Here is a 20664-nt window from a genome sequence, read left to right as displayed (position 1 = left end):
CATTTCTGAACAAGGGTTTAACCCCTCTTCAAAAATGCCTAAACCCTAACAAATTGCGCGCCTCCTTCAGCCCGCAACTGCCTCCCATGCAGCCACAGCGCGCCGGGCGCGCTCGCGCACATCGGCCACGGTGAAACCAGCCTTGTAAAGGCTCGATCCAAGACCGAAGCAGCTCACGCCCGCCGCGACATAGGTTGCGAAATCGCTTTCCGAAACGCCGCCCACAGCGCCAAGCGGAACACCCTTCGGCAAGACGGCGGAAACCGCCTTGATCCCATCTGCGCCCAGCACGCTGGCCGGGAAAAATTTCAGTGCCGATGCGCCTGCACGGATCGCTGAAAAGGCTTCCGTCGGCGTGAACACGCCCGGCATCGTCACCATGCCATGGCCGCTTGCGCGGCGAATGACGTCCGGCTCGACATTGGGGCTGACCATCAGCCTACCGCCGACATCGTGCAGCCGATCCACATCCTCGACGCTCAACATAGTGCCTGCACCAATCAGCACATTGGCCGGTGCAAGCTTTGCAGCCTTGCCAATCGACACGAACGGATCGGGCGAATTCAGCGGGATTTCGATGGCTTCAAAGCCCGTCTCGATCAGCGCGTCGACGATTGCTTCCGTTTCTTCTGCACGAATCCCGCGCAGGATCGCGACCAGCGGATAGCGCAGCTTTGGCCATGCAACACGCGCGCTCATTGTAAAACTCCCGCAAAAGCGTGTCTTGCCGCCATGAACAGACCGTCGCGCACCAGTTCGTCCGCCTCGATACGCTTGACGGCCAGCCCGGCAATTTCAAGCGCGCTGGCATAAAGCGCACCCATCATGCCATCGGACAAAAGCAGCACCTGCTGCGGCTTGCCGTACAGCGTACGACCGCCAGCAACTTCCAGCCCGATCAACAGGCCGGAAAGCCGCGCCAGCTGGTTGGTCGGCTTGCGGTCATGCACAAGCCAGCCCGCGCGAACCGAAAACAGCGCATTGGCGATCAGTTCCGGCGTTTCGAGCGAGGCCTTCACACCTGCCGCGAAAGCCGCGCCGTGCGGGTCAACCGCGCCTGCACCTTCCAGCGCCCCGGCCAGCACCGACTTGTCTTTCAAAAGCGCGAACAATTCGCCCGTCATGAAAGTCCGGTAATCAGCAAGACCACCATCGGCGATCCGCACCCATTTGGCATGGGTGCCCGGCATGACGACAACGGCATCATGCGTTCCGCGATGCACAAGGCCGAGCAGTTTTGTCTCCTCGCCGCGCATCACGTCCGGCGCCGCCTCATCCCGCCGCGCAACGCCCGGCAGCATGATGACGTGACGGCGCGCAGGCACGCGCACCGCAGCCCTGACGATGCCGTCCAGCCCGGCAGGCAGGCTCATATAGGGCGCTTCGATCCAGCCGGTCCGGGAACCGGCCATGCCGCAGATCACCACGGGCAGATCGGCGGGCGCGCCGAGCGTGGCCAGATGCCGTTCGAGCGTTGGCTCGAAACCGGCTTCCTTTGCCCGCAACAGACCGTCATCGCCCCGGCTTTCACCCAGCACAGCGCCGTTCGCATCCAGCGTCCAGAGCCGCAACCGGGTGGTGCCCCAGTCGGCGACAGCAGCAAACGGCTTTTTATCAACAGCCATCGGAACCGCTCTAGTGGTTGTCACGCGGCAGGCCGCGCGTATGCGCGATATCCTGATACTTGATCGCATTTTCCAGAACCGCGCCCGTTTCCATCTGGCCGACGACAGCACGCTGGATTTCCTGCCAAGGCGTCTGGCTTTCCGGATATTTGTAGCCGCCAGCGGCTTCCAGAGCCTTGCGGCGTTCAGCCAGTTCCTCATCCGAGATCAGGATATCCGCCGTACCGCGACCGAGATCGATGCGCACGCGGTCGCCGGTGCGCAAGATGGCCAGACCGCCGCCAGCCGCCGCTTCCGGCGAAGCATTGAGGATCGACGGCGAACCCGACGTACCCGACTGGCGACCGTCGCCGATGCAGGGCAACGAGCTGATACCCTTCTTCAGAAGGTAATCCGGTGCGCGCATATTGACGACTTCGGCAGCGCCCGGATAGCCGATCGGGCCAGCGCCGCGCATGAACAAAACCGTGTGCTCGTCGATTTCCAGCGACGGATCGTCGATGCGATGATGATAATCCTCCGGTCCGTCAAACACGACCGCCTTGCCCTCGAAGGCATTCGGGTCTTTCGTGTCGGAGAGGTAGCGATTGCGGAACTCGTCCGAAATGACGCTGAGCTTCATGATCGCCGACGAGAACAGATTGCCGCGCAACACGCGGAAACCGGCATGTTTCTTCAGCGGCTGGTCATAGGTCTTGATGACATTGCCGTCTTCAATGGTGGCGTTCTTGCAGTTTTCACCGATGGTCTTGCCGTTGACGGTCAGCGCATCCTCGTTGATGAGGCCCTGCCCCATCAGCTGGTTGACGACTGCTGGCACACCACCGGCATGGTAATAATCTTCACCGAGATATTCACCGGCTGGCTGGAGATTGACCAGAAGCGGGATTTCCTCGCCATATTTCTGCCAGTCGTCCACGGTCAGCTCAACGCCGACATGGCGGGCGAGCGCGTTCAGATGGATCGGCGCATTGGTCGAACCGCCAATGGCGGAATTGACGCGGATCGCGTTCACAAACGCATCCTTGGTCAGGACATCCGAAGGCTTAAGGTCTTCATAGACCATCTCGACGATACGGCGACCGGTCAGATAAGCCACTTCCTGACGGTCACGGTAAGGTGCCGGAATGGCGGCGGAACCGGGAAGCTGCATGCCGAGCGCTTCGGCCAGCGAGTTCATGGTCGTCGCCGTGCCCATCGTGTTGCAATAGCCGGTGGACGGTGCCGAGGACGCAACCAGCTTCACAAAGCCCTGATAATCGATCTCGCCCTTCGCCAGAAGTTCGCGCGCCTTCCAGACGATGGTGCCCGAACCGGTGCGCTCGCCACGGAACCAGCCGTTCAGCATCGGGCCGACCGAAAGCGCAATCGCCGGAATATTGACCGTCGCCGCAGCCATCAGGCAGGCAGGGGTGGTCTTGTCGCAACCGATGGTGAGCACGACGCCATCAAGCGGATAGCCGTAGAGCACTTCCACGAGGCCGAGATAGGCAAGGTTGCGGTCGAGACCAGCGGTCGGACGCTTGCCGGTTTCCTGGATCGGATGGACCGGAAATTCGATGACGATACCGCCCGCTTCACGCACGCCTTCGCGGACGCGATTGGCCAGTTCCAGATGGTGACGGTTGCAGGGCGACAGGTCCGAACCCGTCTGCGCGATGCCGATGATCGGGCGGCCCGACTGCAATTCTTCCTGGCTCAAGCCATAATTCATGTAGCGCTCGAGATAGAGCGCCGTCATATCGACATTGTCCGGATTGTCGAACCATGCACGCGAGCGGAACTTTGGCGTTTTCGGAGTGACGGGCTTGTTCATGTCTTTGTCCTGCTGGGTAAGAGGCCGCGAACGACCCCGTTTCCTAATCTACAAATGCTTCGACCGCGTGGCGCTTTCCGAACAGGAACGCATCGGCCACATGAGTCAGGGGAGCGAGATCGACATCCGAACGCCCCTCACCGATCAATTGCACAAAATGCTTGTAAAGGCGCTGATATTCGCGGTCCGGCTCAGCCATTTTTTCATCGCCAGCAATAGTCAGGCGACTGCCGCCATGGCTGAGCAGAAGCGTGCCCTTGTCGGTTTCGACGCGAATATCCCAGGTCTGCGGGCCAGTCTGGCGCCAATCCAGTTCAAACGAAACGGGAATGCCGCTTTCCGTCTGGAACTGAAGGTCAGCCGCAATCGGCGCGGCGCGATTTTCCGGGAAATAGAGGTCCGACTGCGTGAGGAAAAAGCGTTCCGGCAGAATATGCGTCACGATGGACAGCGCATTGATGCCCGGATCGAATACACCGAGCCCGCCCGGCTCCCAGATCCATTGCTGGCCGGGATGCCAATGGCGCACGTCTTCCTTCCACGCAACGGCAACCGAACGGATCACGGCGTCTTTGAGAAACTCGCGGGCCGGTTCCACCGCAGCCGCCTCGCGCGAATGCCAGGTGGTGTAAAGCGACAACCCTTCCGCCTTGGCCAGACGGTCCAGCGCCTGCACCTCGGAAATGGTCGCGCCGGGCGGCTTTTCCAGCATCACATGCTTGCGCGCTTTCAAAGCGGCATAGGCTTGGGCGAAGCGACCCTGCGGCGGCGTGCACAACGACACGGCATCGATGGCCACGTCGGATGCCAGCAACTGCTCGATATCGTTGAACGACGGCACGCTATCCAGTCCGGCATTGCGGCTGGCGACAGCGGCAAGCGCGATACCATCCACCGCCTCGATGGACGGCAGATGCTGGTCGCGCGCGATCTTGCCGAGACCGACGATTGCTAAGGCGATGTTGGATTGGATAGCCATGTTCAAAGCGCTTTCACGGCAACGTCTTTGGCCGTCGCCTGAGCCAGCTTGTTGACCAGCGGATAACGGAACGGCTTGGCGGAAATTTCGAACTGGTCGCCGGTCTGCGTCTTCACGCCTTCCGAGAAGGACAGGGTCGCCGTGCCGAAGAAATGCACGTGAATATCGCCCGGACGGCGGAACAGCTCATATTTGAAATGGTGATGTTCAAGATTGGCTATTGTGTGCGACATGTTCGCTTCGCCGGACAGGAACGGCTTTTCGAAGATCACGTCATTGCCGCGGCGAATGCGCGACACGCCTTCGACATGATCCGGCAGAGCGCCCACAAAGAGTTCCGGTCCAAGCGATGCCTGACGCAGCTTGGAATGGGCAAGCCATAGATAATTCTGCTTCTCGGTCACATGGTCGGAAAATTCATTGGCAAGGCAGAAGCCGATACGATGCGGCTGACCATTCGGGCCTATCAGATAAATGCCCGCCAATTCCGGCTCTTCGCCACCATCTTCCGCGAAGGAAGGCGAAACCAGTTCGCCACCGGTGGCGACGAGCGCAGAACCGTCACCCTTGTAGAACCATTCCGGCTGCACGCCCGTCTGACCGGGCTTCGGCTTGCCGCCCTCGACACCCATCAGGAACATGCGCATCGAATCGGTCGGTTTTTCGGCAGCCTGCGCAGCCTTGTGCATCTTGTCGCGACCATCAGCAGAACCAAGATGCGTGAGGCCCGTGCCTGCAACGATCAGATGTGCTGGATCGGAATGGGTGATCGGCAGGCCCACGCGGCCCGCAGCCAGAGCGGCGTCGATATCGACGGCTTCGCCCTTGCCATTGCGCTCCACCTGCTCTGCAAGGCTGATTCCCGCGCCAATTGCCGCCCAGGCCAGTTCATAGGTCGTCGAAGCGCCTTTGACGATATGGGCCGCACCCTCATCACCGCATGCAGCCACACGCGTTTCACCGCCCGCATCGCGGAACTGTACCAGACGTAACATTAAACCTCCCAGACCGCGACGAATCGCGGAAACTCCATACCGGCCGTTTGAAAACTCTTTCATGCCTTGCGACGGCTCACCTTATTAATATGACTATTTTGCCAAGGCCGCCTTTGTCAAGCAAGCGAGGACCCCGCATACACAGACTTGCAGTCTTCAATGCCCTCCACAAGATTCAACTCATTGATTTTAATATTCTAATAATCAAAATGCCTGTTTGTCGCAGGCGATTATCGCGCAATTTTCTTCAAAGGCGCTTGCCATAAAGTAATATTATATGCTTCATATCCCTCAAGGCCGGGAGGGCCTTATTGGGAGGAAATATTATGAAACGCAGTCTCGCGGCTCTGTCAGCCGCATTTTCGCTCGCACTGATTTCAAGCGCATCCGCCGCATCGCTGACTGTCGGTTTCTCGCAGATCGGTTCGGAATCGGGCTGGCGCGCCGCAGAAACCGCCCTGACCAAGCAGGAAGCTGAAAAGCGCGGCTATACGCTGAAATTCGCCGATGCCCAGCAGAAGCAGGAAAACCAGATCAAGGCCGTGCGCGGCTTCATCGCACAGGGCGTCGATGCGATCCTGATCGCCCCGGTCGTCTCCACCGGCTGGGACGCGGTCCTCAAGGAAGCCAAGGAAGCTGAAATTCCTGTCGTCCTGCTCGACCGCCAGATTGATTCGCCGGAAGATCTCTATCTCACCGCCGTGACCTCCGATCAGGTCCATGAAGGCAAGGTTGCCGGTGACTGGCTGGTGAAGGATATCGGCGACAAGTCCTGCAATGTGGTCGAACTTCAGGGCACGACCGGTTCGTCGCCTGCGATCAACCGCAAGAAGGGCTTTGAGGAAGCGATCAAGGGTCACGACAACATCAAGATTTCCCGTTCGCAGACCGGTGACTTCACCCGCACCAAGGGCAAGGAAGTCATGGAAAGCTTCATCAAGGCTGAAGGCGGCGGCAAGAATATCTGCGCAGTCTATGCCCATAATGACGACATGGCCGTCGGCGCCATTCAGGCCATCAAGGAAGCCGGTCTGAAGCCGGGCACCGACATCAAGATCGTGTCGATCGATTCCGTGCCGGATATCTTCCAGGCCATGGCCAATGGCGAAGCCAATGCCACCGTGGAGCTGACGCCGAACATGGCCGGTCCGGCTTTCGACGCCATCGAGGCGTTCAAGGATAAGGGCACCGTTCCGCCGAAGTGGATCCAGACGGAATCCAAGCTCTACACACAGGCTGACGATCCGAAGGCCGTATACGAAGCCAAGAAGGGCCTCGGCTACTAATCTTCGTGTCATTCGGGCCGCCAGCTTTCGGCGGCCCGGTTTCCCTTCGGCCCGTTTTGGCGAAGGGTATCGTTGCAATTCGCAAACGGAAGACTGCCATGGCTCGCCCCGAAACAGGCGCTCAACCGGCGTCGGTTATACCGCTTCTCGAAGCTCGCTCGATCACCAAATCCTTTCTGGGCGTCACCGCACTTGACCATGTCGATTTCGCGCTCAAACGCGGCGAAATCCATGCCTTGCTGGGTGAAAACGGTGCGGGCAAATCCACCCTCATCAAGATATTGACCGGCGCCTATCATGGCTTTGACGGGTCGATCCTGCTTGACGGCCAGCCCATTGCGCCTGCCTCCGTAGCGGAAGCGCAGACGCTCGGCATCGGCACCGTCTATCAAGAGGTAAACCTGCTGGAAAACCTCACCGTCGCCGAAAATGTCTTTCTCGGTCGCCAGCCGCGCCGCTTCGGCTTCGTGGATCGTCGGCGCATGGAAAAGGACACAACGGCGCTCCTCGCGCGTTATGGTCTCGACATCGACGTCAGCGCGCCGCTGTCGGCCTATTCCGTGGCCATACGCCAGATCATCGCGATTGCGCGCGCCGTCGATCTGTCGGGCAAAGTGCTTGTCCTTGATGAGCCGACCGCCAGCCTTGATGCGCGCGAAGTCGAAATGCTGTTCACGGTTCTGCGCCAGTTGAAGGCCGAAGGACTCGGCATCATCGTCATCACGCATTTTCTGGATCAGGTCTATGCGATTGCCGATTGCGCCACCGTACTGCGCAATGGCCGTCTGGTCGGCAGCCGCAACCTGTCGGAACTGCCGCGCACCGATCTCATTTCCATGATGCTCGGCCACCAGTTGCAGGAAACCGTGCGCCGTCAGCTGACCGAGGAGGTCAGCGACGACACGGTCGCGCCGATCCGCTTTGCAGGGTACGGCAAGAAAGGCAGTGTTGCGCCATTCGATCTCGCCATCAAGCCCGGCGAAGCTGTGGGCATTGCAGGCTTGCTCGGTTCGGGCCGCACCGAGACCGCGCTTCTCATGTTCGGCGTTGATGAAGCCGATAGCGGCCAGCTCACCGTCGATGGCAAGGAGATCAAGCTGCCCTCGCCCGTTGCCGCCATTTCAGAGCGCTTCGCCTTCTGTCCGGAAGAGCGCAAGACCGATGGCATCATCGGCGATTTTTCGGTGGCGGAAAATATCGCGCTTGCCGTGCAAGGCAAACGCGGCTGGGCGAAGCCGCTGTCCTCGCGCGAAAAAGCCGCGCTCGCGGACCGCTACATCAAGGCGCTCGATATCCGTCCGCCCGATCCGCACAAGCCGATCAAGTTTCTATCCGGCGGCAACCAGCAAAAGGCCATTCTGGCGCGCTGGCTCGCCACCGATCCCCGCCTGCTGATTCTCGATGAACCGACACGCGGCATTGACATCGGGGCGCATGCCGAAATCCTGAAACTCATCGGCGAACTCTGCGGACAAGGCATGGCGCTCGTCATCATCTCATCCGAATTCGAGGAACTGGCCGCCGTCGCCAATCGCGTGGTGGTTCTGTCGGACCGTCGCCATGTCGCCGAATTGCACGGTGAAGAAATCACCGCCGACAATATCGTGCGCGCCATTGCGGAGACCGGTCCGAAAACTGCTTCTGCAAGCCAGAAGGAAGCTGCAGCATGATTGCCCGCATATCCAGAAAATTCAAAAGACTGGCGCCGCAGCTCGCAGCCCTCATTCTGATTCTTGCCGCAAACACCGTCATCTCGCCCGGCTTTCTCGACATTTCGTTCCAGAACGGTCGCCTCTATGGCAGCCTGATCGACATTCTGGTGCGCGCAGCACCGGTCGCCATTCTGGCCGTCGGCATGACGCTGGTGATCGCCACTCGCGGCATCGACCTTTCGGTCGGCGCCGTCATGGCGATCAGCGGCGCTTTCGCCGCATCGCTGATCGTTGCGGGCTATCCGCTGGCTGTCGTCATTCCGGCAGCACTCGGTGTCGGCCTGTTGTGTGGGCTGTGGAACGGCTTTCTGGTCGCCGTCTTCGATATCCAGCCGATCATCGCCACCCTGATCCTCATGGTGGCGGGGCGCGGCATCGCCCAGCTTATCACCGAAGGCGCAATCCTCACCTTCAACAATGACGCCTTCGCCGCGCTCGGCTCCGGCTCATTTATCGGCATACCCATTCCGGTGCTGATCTGGCTTTTGGCCGGGCTGGTCGTCGGCATTGCGGTGCGCTCCAGCGCGCTCGGTTTCCTGATCGAGGCAACCGGTATCAATCGGCGCGCCGCCATGCTGGCGGGCGTCAAGGCGCGGTTCCTGCTGTTCAGCGTCTATGCCGTTTCGGGCGTCGGCGCAGCGCTTGCAGGCCTGATCGCCACCGCCGACATTCGTGGCGCGGACGCCAACAATGCCGGTCTGTGGCTTGAACTCGACGCCATTCTGGCGGTCGTGATCGGCGGCACATCGCTCAATGGCGGACGCTTTTCGATCACCGCCTCGCTGCTCGGCGCACTGATCATCCAGTCGATCAATACCGGCATTCTGATGGCGGGCTTTCCGCCGGAATTCAACCTCATCATCAAGGCTGGCATCATCATCGTGGTGCTCACCTTCCAGTCGGCGGCCATCGTCAACCTGATCGGCTTCCTGCGCTCGCAGCGCAAGGGCGCCGCCGTCAACGGCACCCGACACACTCATCAAGGAGCAGGACAATGAGAATTCTTCGCAACCTGCCCTTTCTGACCACTGTGGCGATTTTCCTGATCGCCTATGCGATCTGCGCAGTGCAATTCCCGAACATGCTCTCGACACGGGTGATCGGCAATCTCCTGACCGACAATGCCTTTCTCGGCATTGCCGCGGTCGGCATGACCTTCGTGATCATTTCCGGCGGCATTGATCTTTCGGTCGGCTCAGTCATCGCCTTCACCAGCGTTTTCGTCGCGGTTCTCGTCGGAAAACTCGGCGTGCATCCTCTGCTCGCATTCGCGCTTGTTCTCGCCATCGCCGCGCTTTTTGGCGCATGGATGGGCATGATGATCCATTATCTCGGCATTCCGCCTTTCGTCGCGACGCTGGCTGGCATGTTCCTCGCGCGCGGCGCGGCCTTCCTGATCTCGACGGAATCGGTGCCGATCTCACACCCCTTCATCGACACGTTGCAGGGGCTTTATTTCCGGCTGCCGGGCGGCGGCAGGCTGACATTCATCGCCATGCTTATGCTGGCCGTGTTCATCGTCGGCAGCATTATTGCCCATCGCACGCGCTTTGGCGCAAACATCTATGCACTTGGCGGCAATCAGCAATCGGCGGAACTGATGGGCGTTCCCATCGGTCGCACGACCATCGGCATCTATACCATGTCGGGCGTGCTTTCCGGCCTCGCCGGTATCGTCTATACGCTCTATACCTCGTCCGGCTATTCGCTGGCGACGGTGGGCGTGGAACTGGATGCCATCGCATCGGTGGTCATCGGCGGAACGCTTCTGACCGGCGGCGCGGGACTGGTTGCAGGAACATTTGTCGGCATTCTGATACAGGGGCTGATACAGACCTATATTGTTTTCGACGGCACGCTGTCTTCCTGGTGGACGAAAATCGCAATCGGTATATTGCTGTTCCTGTTCATCGCCCTGCAACGAGGACTCCTGTGGTTCTCCGACTTAAGACTGGCGCGTCAACGCATGAAGGAGGCCTGAATTGGGATTGCTGGAAACGGCCATAACCGGACGCAAGCGGCATAACAGCCACGCTGTCGTCGTGGGGGAACTCGGGCGCGGCATCGTCGCGGGCACCATTCCCGAAGGTTCGATCCTGCCCGGCGACAACGAATTGTCGTTGCGCTTCGGCGTTTCCCGCACGGTCCTGCGCGAGGCGATGAAAACACTTGCCGCCAAACGCCTGATCGAACCCAAGGCGAAGGTCGGCACCCGTGTCCTGGGCCATGCCAGCTGGAACTTCTTCGATCCCGATGTCCTGACATGGCGCTTCGAGGCCGGCTTCGACGAGGTCTTCGTCGATCATCTGGCCGAAATGCGCATGGCGCTCGAACCCGCTGCAGCCGCAGCCGCAGCCGAGCGTGCCACCAGCGACGAAATCGTGGAACTCTATGCGCTCGCCGCCAAGTTCGACAATCCGCAGCACACGCCCGAAACGATCGCCAAGGTCGATCTGGAGTTTCACCTCGCGGTCGCCCGCATGTCAGGAAATCCGTTCATGCGCTCGGTCAGCGGGCTGATCGAGGCAGCACTTGCCGTGTCGTTCCAGCTTTCCTCTCCGGCTGCATCGCATGAAGGCATCGCCGAATGTGCGGCCAATCATCTGCGCATTGCCCACGCCATCGCCTCCCGCGATCCGCAAAAAGCCCGCGCCGCGATGGAAAGCGTCATCAAGCTCGGGGTGGAACGCATCCGCAACGTGATCTGACGAAGGAGAAGAGTCGTGCGGATTTTGAAAGAAATCCGCCACGGCCTCGACCTATAATTCGTTTGAGCTTAACTTGCCGCCGGAAAGAAACCTGATTCCTTCCGACAATTCCTACAAGACGCAACGCACCTTATTACCACAGGGTTTTTCATGTCCTATCTCGCCGCTTCCGACCGCTACGACAACGCCACCTTTCGCCGCGTCGGGCGCAGTGGTCTCGTCCTGCCTGCTATTTCGCTCGGCCTCTGGCACAATTTCGGCGACGGAATTCCGCTCGACCGTCAAAAGGCGATGCTGTTCAAGGCCTTCGATCTCGGCATCACCCATTTCGATCTTGCCAATAATTACGGCCCGCCTCCCGGCTCGGCAGAACGCAATTTCGGCCAGATCCTGAAAAGCGATCTTAGCCGTTATCGCGACGAGCTGATCATCTCCAGCAAGGCCGGTTGGGAAATGTGGTCCGGCCCCTATGGGCGCGGCGGCGGTTCGCGCAAGGCGATCCTTGCGAGCCTCGACCAGAGCCTGTCGCGCCTCGGCCTCGACTATGTGGATATTTTCTATTCACACCGTTTTGACGCCAATACGCCGCTGGAAGAAACGGCTGGCGCGCTTGCAAGCGCGGTCGAACAGGGCAAGGCGCTTTATGTCGGCATCTCGTCCTATTCGGCAGGCAAGACACGCGAAATCGCCAAAATCCTCGCTGCGCGCAACGTGCCGCTCTTGATCCACCAGCCGTCCTACAACCTGTTCAACCGCTGGATCGAAAAAGATCTTCTGTCGGCCACCGACGATGTCGGCGCAGGGGTCATCGCCTTCACGCCGCTGGCGCAGGGCTTGCTGACCAATCGCTACCTCAACGGCATTCCGGCAGATGCGCGCATCAACCAGCCGGGCAACAAATCGCTGCGTCCGGTCCATCTGAGCGATGACAATATCGAGCGCGCCCGCAGTCTCAATGAAATCGCCAAGAAGCGCGGACAGAGCCTCGCTCAGATGGCGCTGGCCTGGGTGCTGCGCGATCCACGCGTGACCTCGGCGCTGATCGGCGCCAGTTCACCGGAGCAGATTGTCGAAAACGTCAAGGCGCTGGAAAATCTCTCCTTCTCGGCAGCCGAGCTGAAAGAGATCGACAAATACGCGGTCGAAGGCGGCGTGAACCTCTGGGAAAAGCCCGCCAACGACGAAGCGGTGTAATCGTCAGCTGTTACATACCTCAGAGGCAGAAAAAGCCCCGGTTTTGCGGGGCTTTTCATGACAGACTATCCAGAAAAAATCTAATGTGATCTGCAATAAAGTCTAGTTCGGCTTGCGTGCTGTCACAAGAAACTGCTTTCCAAAATACTTCCAAGCAAACGGCATTGAGAGATAGGCCTTGATGAGAAAATCAGCGGTCTGCTGTTTTCCAGCCATCGTAAATGGCAAAAACCGCGGGATCACATCATCAACTTCATAGCCGTTTAGTGTCAGTCCTTCAGCAAGAGAGCGGTCTGACAATTCCAGATAGTGATCGTAAAAATCCCAATAGAGATCATAGCAGAAGCGAATATTCGGACCAAGAACGACAAATTTTCCGCCGGGTTTGAGCGTCCTCAATACCTCGCGCAGAACATGATTGCAGGCCTCCTTGGACGGCAAGTGCTCCAGAAAATTGGAGGTGAAAACCCGATCAAGGGTTCCATCAGGAATATGCGAGAGATCATGTGCCGGAGTTTGACGGAAAATGACATCTTTGTTGAGGCGCTGCTGGGCATCCGCATTCATGTCGACAGCATATTTCTTTGCTGACTTTATGTTATTGATAAATTCGCCATAGCCGCAGGCAAGATCGAGCGTGGCACCGTCTGCTGGGAACCGATCCTGAAAAAAAGAACTGCAGAGTACTTTCCAGACACGGTCACGTCTGGCCAATCCCGCATCAAGAAAGCGCTTCTCATAGATACGAGAAACATCGACATCTTCAACAAGTTTTGTACCTGCAGCAGCCAAAACGCCCCCCCAAAATCGAGTTAGAAACCGGAGAACAATCATATCATTTATTCCAGTAATAAATGATTAAGTGATCATTCTATTATCAATTTGTGCAAATTAATGTACGAATTCAAAATTCGCAACAGCCGATTATGTATTTTTCATTCATAATTTTTTAAGCTACTAAAGCAAATCAGTGCGACCCATTCTTCAGCTGAAAATATATCCGGATTTTATTTGCACTGTCTGGTTGGAGCCGCAGACATCATTCGACCTTCAGGTCAAAGGCGGGATTGCTGCGCAACGTATTGCTGACGGTGCAGATTTCCTCAGCCAGTTCGGCGATGTGTTGTTTCTCTTCGGCTGAAAGATCGCCGTCGAAGTGAAACGCAATATGGAACTGCTCGATACGCGACGGGCTTTCATGCGTCTTGTCGCCTGTGAGCTCGACACGGACATCACCCAGCTTTTCGCGCAGGCCAAGCTTGCCCGCAGCGATCCGCGCGCTCAGCGCCATGCAGGCGGCGACTGATGCATAGAGTAGATCAAGCGGGTTGAAGCCCGGCTGGCTGACGCTCGTCACAAGCTCGACCTTGCCGCCCGTCGGCGTGGTGATCACCGGCAACTGGCCATCCGGCATTGCGGCAACCGCTCCCGTCTCGCGGGTTCTGACCTTGAGCTCGCTCATGAATTTCCTCGTTCAGTCGGAAACCTTCGGATAATCAATAGCCCGCGCCAGCCAGCAGCTGACCGAAACTGCGATAATATCGCCCTTGTCATCACGACGGAAGACCAGCTTCCATTCGCCCGGCGACGGCGCATCCATGGAGCGCTGCACCGGCAAAAGCCAGACATCGGAACCAACCGGATAAAGCGGATACATATCACTTTTGCCAAGAAAGCCTTCAAAGGCGCCATAGATCGCGCCACCTTCGGCCACGAGAGCCAAGTCCGCCCCAAGCTCCTCATTGCGGAAACGTCCAAGAATGTCACGTTTGGCCTCGCCCGTCACACGATGCATGGTGAGGGAGAGATTTTCATCCGCACGAGTGAGATGGACCACATCGCCTTCGCGACGGATAGCCGTCGTGGATGAACGCGCTTCATCCTTGCTCACCACATCCATTGCTTCCGGGCTGGTTCCAAAACGCGCCTTCATGCGCCCGCGCCCGGCATCGTCAAGGCTCAGCACCAGACCGGTTTCGGCATCTAACCATGAGCCGAACCAGCCCGCATCGGCCTCAACGCGTTGCGATTCCGCCGATGACACACCGAGCGCGAGCTTCATCAGCTTCGCTGCAAGATCGGATGCACCGCCTTCAAAATTGAACATGGCGACGGTGGAAATCCGCTCATCGGCGCAATGCCAGCGCTGACAGCGCCAACCGCGTAAAGCGCCGCCATGGCCGGTGAGACGCTTGCCGCCCACCTCTTCGAATTTCAGGCCGAAGCCATAAGGGGCGGCTGCGCCATCGTTGAACGTCTGCGGTCCGCTCAAACGGCGATAAAGTCCGTTCGCGTCATCGCGTGTCGCGTCGATGAACTTTTCCCAGGCGATCATGTCGTCCAGCGAGGCGCAAATGCCCGCATCGCCCATCCAGTGAATGCGGTTGGTGGCGGGCAGAAACCCGCGCACCGTATCGCCCTCATAGCCGGTGCATTCAGTGAAAAGCGCCGTATCGGGAATGAGTTCCGCCGTCTTCATGCCAGCCGGTTGGAAAATCCGCGCTGCCAGAAGCTCGACCAGTGAACGGCCCGTATGGCTTTCGATCAGATCGGCCAGAATGCGGAAATTGCCGTTGCAGTAGGAATAATGGCTGCCCGGCGCAAAATGCGTGGTTTTCAGGCCGCGCAGCAGTTTCTGGGCATCTTCGGCCAGAAACACGCCTTCCGGGTCGCCGCCGCACAGCACTGTTAGCGCCCAGTAATCACGCAGGCCCGACTGGTTGTTGCACAGGTCCCGCACGCGCGGGCGTTCACCCACGAAATCGGCAAGATAAGTGCGAAGCGCATCGTCCAGCGCTTCCGGCTCGCCCACGCTGTCGAGAAGCACGCCGCAGGTGAATTGCTTGCTGACCGAACAGATCGGCATCCGCGTTTGCGCCGTCATCGGCTGGCGCGTGCGCAGATCGGCAAAGCCCCACGCATGGCTGAGGACGACTTCGCCGTCCTTGACGACGGCGACGACACCGCCCGGCCCCTTATAGTTCTGCGGAATAGTATCGACGAAGGCGCGAAGGGCGGGAAGATCGAGATGCGGCATGATGGAACTCGGACGACTCAGATGAAAATCAACAGCCGTCACGAGGCATCATTTCAGCCGATCAATCAAGGCCATGGCCGCGTGCGGATTATGCGCCTTATAGCCGCTGATGACATAGAGATAGACATCGCGCGCTATATTATCGGCCACCGGCGGCGTGACGGTTTTCAGCCCGTCCGGCTTCTGGCCTTCGGCAATCGCTTTTGCCCGCTTCGCCCACTGGTCGAGTTCGGCCTCGCTATAGCCAAGCGGCTCGCTTTCCTTGGTGCCCATGATGCGCAGATAGGCGAAAGGCGCGGTCATATCGGCAAATTGCGGAAATGCGCTATCGCCTGCAATAACCACCGCAACGCCATATTCCCGCAGAAGCGCTGTAAATTCCGGCACATTGAAACTGTCGTGGCGCACTTCCACCGCATGGCGCAGATCGCGCCCATCGAGACGTTTCGGCAGGAGTTTCAGGAAGGCCTCGAAATCCTTGGGATCGAATTTCTTCGTGCCCATGAACTGCCAGTTGACGACGCCAAGCTTCTCCTTCAGCTCCATCACCCCGCCGGTGAGAAAGCGCTCGATGCTTTCGCCCGCTTCCGCCAGCACGCGGCGATTGGTCGAAAAGCGGGGCGCCTTCAGCGAAAAGACAAAGCCTTCCGGTGTTTCGTCGTGCCATTTGGCGAAAGTCGTCGGCTTTTGCGGGCCGTAATAAGTGGAATTGATCTCGATCGAGGTCATCTTGCTGGACGCATATTCCAGCTGGCGCTTCTTCGCCAATTTTTCGGGATAAAAGCTTTCATCCCACGGCTCGAACGCCCAGCCGCCAATGCCGACACGAATCTTGCCAGAGTTTGCTTGCGCCATCTTGTCCTCCCGACATGAGATCATCCGTTTTGGTCATCATGTTTAGTCTGTATTCGCGCCGGGGGCTATGCTGTTATGTCAGTAACCTACGGATCGCATGCCATCCAAACATGAGACGAACAATCGTCCGCATTTTGAGAGTGAGGAAATGCATCAGATGACCAGCAAACCCAATACGCGTAGCGGGGGCCAGATATTGGTAGACGCGTTGCGCATTCACGGCGTGGACCGTGTTTTCTGCGTTCCCGGAGAAAGCTATCTCGCCGCGCTCGACGCTTTTCACGATGTGCGCGATGAAATCGAACTGATCGTCTGCCGTCAGGAAGGCGGTGCTGCCTATATGGCCGACGCCCATGGCAAACTGACGGGTAAGCCCGGCATCTGCTTTGTCACCCGCGGACCGGGCGCGACCAATGCCTCTGTCGGCGTGCACACCGCGTTTCAGGATTCGACACCGATGCTGCTGTTCATCGGTCAGGTGGCCAGCGATCAGGTGGAACGCGAAGCCTTTCAGGAAGTCGATTACCGCCGCATGTTCGGCCAGATGGCCAAATGGGTGGTGCAGATCGACGATGCCGCCCGCATTCCTGAACTGGTCAGTCAGGCCTTTCATCGCGCCGTCAACGGACGCCCCGGCCCGGTGGTGATTGCCCTGCCGGAAGATATGCTGACATCTTATGCCGCCGTCAGCGATGCCCCGGCCTATAAGAAGGTCGAAATGCATCCGGGTCAGGACCAGTTGCAGGACATGGTGCAACTGATCGAAAAGGCCGAGCGCCCGCTGATGATCGTCGGCGGTGGCGGTTGGGATCAGTACGCTGTGCGCGACCTGCAAACATTCGCTGAAAACATGCATCTGCCGGTGGCGGCTTCGTTCCGCTGTCAGGACATGTTCGACAACACCCATCCGCTTTACGCGGGCGAAATGGGCACGTCGATCAGCCCGAAACTGGCGCAGCGCGTGCGCGACAGCGACCTTCTGGTGGTGGTCGGCGCGCGGCTTGGCGAAATGACCACGCAGGGCTATGAACTTGTCAGCATTCCGGTGCCGCAGCAAAAGCTGATTCACATCCATCCGGGTGCCGAAGAACTGGGCCGCGTCTATCACGCCGATCTGCCGATCAATGCCAGCATGCCGGCCTTTGCCCGCGCTGCATCAAAGCTTGCCCCCATCGCCGCACCGCGCAGCAAGGCATGGGCTGAGACGGCCAATGCCGATTATCGCGACAACATGAAAACGCCGGTCATACCAGGCGCGGTGCAGATGGGCGAAATCATGGAATGGCTGCGCGCGCATCTGCCAGCCGATGCCATCATCACCAATGGGGCTGGCAACTATTCCGCCTGGCCGCATCGATTTTATCAGTACCGCACCTATCGCAGCCAGTTGGCACCCACTAACGGTTCCATGGGCTATGGCGTTCCGGCTGCCGTGTCCGCCAAGCTAGCGGCGCCGGAGCGCACCGTCGTGGCCTTTGCCGGTGATGGCTGCTTCCTCATGAACGGTCAGGAACTGGCGACCGCCGCGCAATATAATGCGAAGGCGATTTTCGTCGTGGTCAATAACGGCATGTACGGCACCATCCGCATGCATCAGGAGCGCACCTATCCGGGCCGCGTTTCCGGCACGGGCCTCGCCAATCCCGATTTTGCAGCCCTCGCCCGGGCATACGGCCTGCACGGCGAAACGGTCGAAGCGACAGCCGATTTTGCAGCCGCTTTCGAGCGTTGCGAGCAATCCGGCAAGCCCGCCTTGATCGAAATCCGCATCGATCCCGAAGCGCTTTCGCCAAAAATGTCACTGAGCCAGATGCGGGAACAAGGCCTCGCCAAGCAGAAATAATCCAAAGCCCCGGTTCGTCCGGGGCTTTCATTTTGCGCCTACGACTTTCGTCTGACTGGCAGATATTCCAGCTGGACTCGAACGTCGAAGCCCCGCATACCCACTTTACGTTGCGTAAAGTGGAGGGGGACCATGAACGCGCTCAGTCTATCCATTATTTTGTTTGGTTGCATCGCGCTCGCCGTGGCGTGTTTTATCGCCTTTACGGGCGTCAATCTCTGACCGCAGGCAAAAGACTTTCGCCGAGAAAATCACCTGAGAAATCCCGCACGGCGCGAACCATGAAATCGCTGATGACCCGGATACGCGGCGCTGCCATGACATCGACGTGGCAGCTCATCCAGTATTCGCGTTCCAGATGCATTTCGTGCGGCAGAACAGGCACCAGTTCGGGATGCTTGCTGGCTATGAAAAACGGCAGAACGCACAGGCCATAGCCGGTCTGCGTGGCGACAAGCTGCGCGTGAATGCTGGAGCTTTGATACGTGCAGCGCTGGCCCGGCAGGATCTCGCGCATGTAATCAAGGCCGGGCGTGAACACCATGTCCTCGATATAGCCGATGAAGGGATGGCGCGCCAAATCGTCCCTGCTGCGGATCGGCGGATGCCGGGCCAGATAGTCGCGATGGCCATAGATGAACAACCGGTAGGATGTGAGCTTCTCGCTGTGATAAGGCCCGTTGCGCGGCATATGCAGCGTAATCGACAGTTCCGCCTCGCGGCGCGAAAGCGACATGATCTGCTGGATCGTCACCACTTCCACGAACAGGCTCGGATAGGATTGCGCCAGCACCGGCAGGCGGTCGGCCAGAAAGAAATTGCCGAAACCCTCAAGCGTCGAAAGACGCACAACGCCCGACAGCGCCGCGAGATTGCCGGTGGCTTCGGTCTGGAACTTCATGGCCTCGCGTTCCATGATTTCCGCAGGCTCGACCAGACGTTCGCCCATCGGCGTCAGCAGATAACCACGCGGGTTGCGCTCGAATAATTTGGTGGCCAGCGCCTGTTCCAGCCGGTCGATACGGCGCAGCACCGTCACGTGGCTGGTGCGCAGTTGCCGCGCTGCGGTGGAGAGCTGCCCCGTGCGCGCAACAGCCAGAAAATATTGCAGATCGTCCCATGTAAACTGCCGCACATACTGCTCCCTATAGTCTGCCCGCATTTTCCCTAGGGCATCTGTACATTTATGAACAGACGCTGTTCAAAAATTGTTGTTCTTGTACGCATTTGTCAATGCTACCGTTCCAATCGAAAACCCGAATGGAGGAACATATCGGGCGGAAGCACAAAGATGATCGATCTGAGGAGGTCGGTCATCCTGCCTGGAAAAGGCCGCTTCTCTGGAGGATACCGTTCGATTTTATCGAGGGGTCAAGGGAATTATTGGGAGGAGTATTTTATGAAGCGTCTTGCACTCGCAACGGCAGCACTGCTGGCTGCAACCGCCATCGCGTCGGCTGCGGAAATTTCCGATGGTAAAGTCAAGATCGGCATCTTGAACGACCAGTCGGGCGTCTATGCCGATTTCGGTGGCAAATGGTCTTATGAAGCGGCGAAGATGGCCGCCGAGGATTTCGGCGGCAAGGTGCTGGATGCGCCGATTGAAATCATCACCGCCGACCATCAGAACAAACCGGACGTCGCATCGAACATCGCGCGCCAGTGGTACGACACCGAACAGGTCGATTCCATCATGGAACTGACGACCTCGTCCGTCGGCCTCGCCGTACAGGCCTTGTCCAAGGACAAGAAGAAGATCACCATCAATACAGGTGCCGCCACGTCGGAACTGACCGGCAAGCAGTGCACGCCTTATGGCTTCCATTGGGCCTATGACACCCACGCGCTTGCGGTTGGCACCGGCGGTTCGCTCGTGCAGCAGGGCGGCGATACCTGGTTCTTCCTAACCGCCGATTACGCCTTCGGCTATTCGCTGGAAGAGCAGACCACGAAATTCGTGGAATCGAAGGGCGGCAAGGTGCTCGGTTCCGTCCGCCATCCGCTGTCCAACACGGATTATTCCTCCTTCCTGCTGCAGGCCCAGGCTTCAGGCGCCAAGGTTGTCGGCCTTGCCAATGCGGGTCTCGACACGTCGAACACCATCAAGCAAGCCGCAGAATTCGGCATCGTGGCCGGCGGCCAGCGCCTCGCCGCCCTGCTCTTCACCCTGTCGGAAGTGCACGGTCTCGGCCTCGAAGCCGCACAGGGCCTGACGCTCACCGAAGGCTTCTACTGGGATCGCGACGATGAATCGCGCGCCTTCGGCAAGCGCTTCTTCGACCGCACCGGCCGTATGCCGAATATGATCCAGGCGGGCACCTACTCTGCCGTCACACAATATCTGAAGGCGATCAAGGAAGCAGGCACGGATGAAACCGAAGCCGTCGCCAAGAAGCTGCATGAAATGCCGGTTGAAGACGTCTTTGCCCGTCACGGCAAGGTCGGCGCCAATGGACGCATGATCTATGACATGTATCTGATGGAAGTGAAGAAGCCGGATGAAAGCAAGGCGCCTTGGGATTATTATAAGGTGCTGGCAACCATCCCCGGCGATCAGGCTTACATGAAGCCTTCGGAAAGCGGCTGCCCGCTTGTGACGCAGTAAAGAGGCTTT

General features: G+C 58.8%; 18 protein-coding genes. 8 read left to right on the top strand and 10 right to left on the bottom strand.

The features are described 5' to 3' along the window. Window positions 1–66 precede the first annotated feature (66 nt). The 5 genes from WIX40_RS17085 to araD1 are packed head-to-tail and all read right to left on the bottom strand — an operon-like array spanning window position 67 to window position 5415. On the bottom strand, window positions 67–699 hold the full coding sequence (locus tag WIX40_RS17085; RefSeq protein WP_339440804.1) for a 2-dehydro-3-deoxy-6-phosphogalactonate aldolase: 633 nt from the start codon (window positions 697–699) through the stop codon (window positions 67–69). Further along, window positions 696–1625, bottom strand: coding sequence for a 2-dehydro-3-deoxygalactonokinase (locus WIX40_RS17080; RefSeq protein WP_339440803.1), 930 nt, complete (start codon window positions 1623–1625; stop codon window positions 696–698). The genes WIX40_RS17085 and WIX40_RS17080 overlap by 4 nt, the downstream gene beginning before the upstream one ends. 10 nt (window positions 1626–1635) lie before the next feature. After that, window positions 1636–3441, bottom strand: coding sequence for an IlvD/Edd family dehydratase (locus WIX40_RS17075; RefSeq protein ID WP_339440801.1), 1806 nt, complete (start codon window positions 3439–3441; stop codon window positions 1636–1638). Window positions 3442–3484: 43 nt separating this feature from the next. Further along, a complete protein-coding gene (locus WIX40_RS17070; protein WP_339440799.1) occupies window positions 3485–4420 on the bottom strand; it encodes a Gfo/Idh/MocA family protein in 936 nt (311 codons plus the stop codon). A gap of 2 nt (window positions 4421–4422) precedes the next feature. Next, on the bottom strand, window positions 4423–5415 hold the full coding sequence (araD1, locus tag WIX40_RS17065; RefSeq protein ID WP_339440798.1) for an AraD1 family protein: 993 nt from the start codon (window positions 5413–5415) through the stop codon (window positions 4423–4425). Window positions 5416–5741: 326 nt separating this feature from the next. Between araD1 and ytfQ the strand changes: the two genes are divergently transcribed. The 6 genes from ytfQ (at window position 5742) to mgrA (ending at window position 12315) form a co-directional block, all read left to right on the top strand. Then, entirely contained in the window at window positions 5742–6701 is a 960-nt protein-coding gene (ytfQ, locus tag WIX40_RS17060) for a galactofuranose ABC transporter, galactofuranose-binding protein YtfQ (RefSeq protein ID WP_109369594.1), read from the top strand. Window positions 6702–6799: 98 nt separating this feature from the next. After that, window positions 6800–8371: a sugar ABC transporter ATP-binding protein gene (locus WIX40_RS17055; RefSeq protein WP_339440797.1), complete on the top strand. Its 1572-nt coding sequence runs from the start codon at window positions 6800–6802 to the stop codon at window positions 8369–8371. After that, window positions 8368–9411, top strand: a complete 1044-nt coding sequence (locus WIX40_RS17050; RefSeq protein ID WP_171318453.1) for an ABC transporter permease — start codon at window positions 8368–8370, stop codon at window positions 9409–9411. Before WIX40_RS17055 ends, WIX40_RS17050 begins: the two co-directional genes overlap by 4 nt. Then, window positions 9408–10394 (top strand): galactofuranose ABC transporter, permease protein YjfF, encoded by a 987-nt coding sequence (gene yjfF / locus WIX40_RS17045; RefSeq protein ID WP_109369597.1) that lies wholly within the window; start codon window positions 9408–9410, stop codon window positions 10392–10394. Before WIX40_RS17050 ends, yjfF begins: the two co-directional genes overlap by 4 nt. Before the next feature lies 1 nt (window position 10395). After that, window positions 10396–11121, top strand: a complete 726-nt coding sequence (locus WIX40_RS17040) for a FadR/GntR family transcriptional regulator (protein ID WP_109369598.1) — start codon at window positions 10396–10398, stop codon at window positions 11119–11121. A 150-nt stretch (window positions 11122–11271) separates the two neighbouring features. Then, the gene (gene mgrA, locus WIX40_RS17035; RefSeq protein WP_339440795.1) at window positions 11272–12315 is read left to right on the top strand and encodes an L-glyceraldehyde 3-phosphate reductase; all 1044 of its coding nucleotides are present in this window, start codon (window positions 11272–11274) and stop codon (window positions 12313–12315) included. Between the two features lie 102 nt (window positions 12316–12417). Here the strand turns inward: mgrA and WIX40_RS17030 are convergent, their stop codons facing one another. The 4 genes from WIX40_RS17030 to WIX40_RS17015 form a co-directional block, all read right to left on the bottom strand. Next, on the bottom strand, window positions 12418–13107 hold the full coding sequence (locus WIX40_RS17030) for a class I SAM-dependent methyltransferase (RefSeq protein ID WP_339440793.1): 690 nt from the start codon (window positions 13105–13107) through the stop codon (window positions 12418–12420). A 247-nt stretch (window positions 13108–13354) separates the two neighbouring features. Beyond that, window positions 13355–13777: an OsmC family protein gene (locus WIX40_RS17025; protein WP_339440791.1), complete on the bottom strand. Its 423-nt coding sequence runs from the start codon at window positions 13775–13777 to the stop codon at window positions 13355–13357. Between the two features lie 12 nt (window positions 13778–13789). After that, entirely contained in the window at window positions 13790–15352 is a 1563-nt protein-coding gene (locus WIX40_RS17020; RefSeq protein WP_339440789.1) for a D-aminopeptidase, read from the bottom strand. Window positions 15353–15400: 48 nt separating this feature from the next. Further along, window positions 15401–16207: a DUF72 domain-containing protein gene (locus WIX40_RS17015; protein WP_109369602.1), complete on the bottom strand. Its 807-nt coding sequence runs from the start codon at window positions 16205–16207 to the stop codon at window positions 15401–15403. Window positions 16208–16364: 157 nt separating this feature from the next. Here WIX40_RS17015 and WIX40_RS17010 point away from each other — a divergent pair, with 157 nt between their 5' ends. Then, window positions 16365–18050 (top strand): thiamine pyrophosphate-binding protein, encoded by a 1686-nt coding sequence (locus tag WIX40_RS17010; protein WP_339440788.1) that lies wholly within the window; start codon window positions 16365–16367, stop codon window positions 18048–18050. A gap of 211 nt (window positions 18051–18261) precedes the next feature. Here WIX40_RS17010 and WIX40_RS17005 read toward each other — a convergent pair whose 3' ends face one another. Further along, a complete protein-coding gene (locus tag WIX40_RS17005) occupies window positions 18262–19185 on the bottom strand; it encodes a LysR family transcriptional regulator (RefSeq protein WP_121536616.1) in 924 nt (307 codons plus the stop codon). A 264-nt stretch (window positions 19186–19449) separates the two neighbouring features. Here WIX40_RS17005 and WIX40_RS17000 point away from each other — a divergent pair, with 264 nt between their 5' ends. Continuing rightward, on the top strand, window positions 19450–20655 hold the full coding sequence (locus tag WIX40_RS17000; RefSeq protein WP_109369604.1) for an ABC transporter substrate-binding protein: 1206 nt from the start codon (window positions 19450–19452) through the stop codon (window positions 20653–20655). Window positions 20656–20664: the final 9 nt, after the last annotated feature.

The organism is Ochrobactrum teleogrylli, from assembly GCF_037482325.1.
Lineage (GTDB): Bacteria > Pseudomonadota > Alphaproteobacteria > Rhizobiales > Rhizobiaceae > Brucella > Brucella teleogrylli.
Note: the sequence above shows the minus strand (reverse complement) of the source record. Positions and strands in the feature narration are given on the sequence as shown.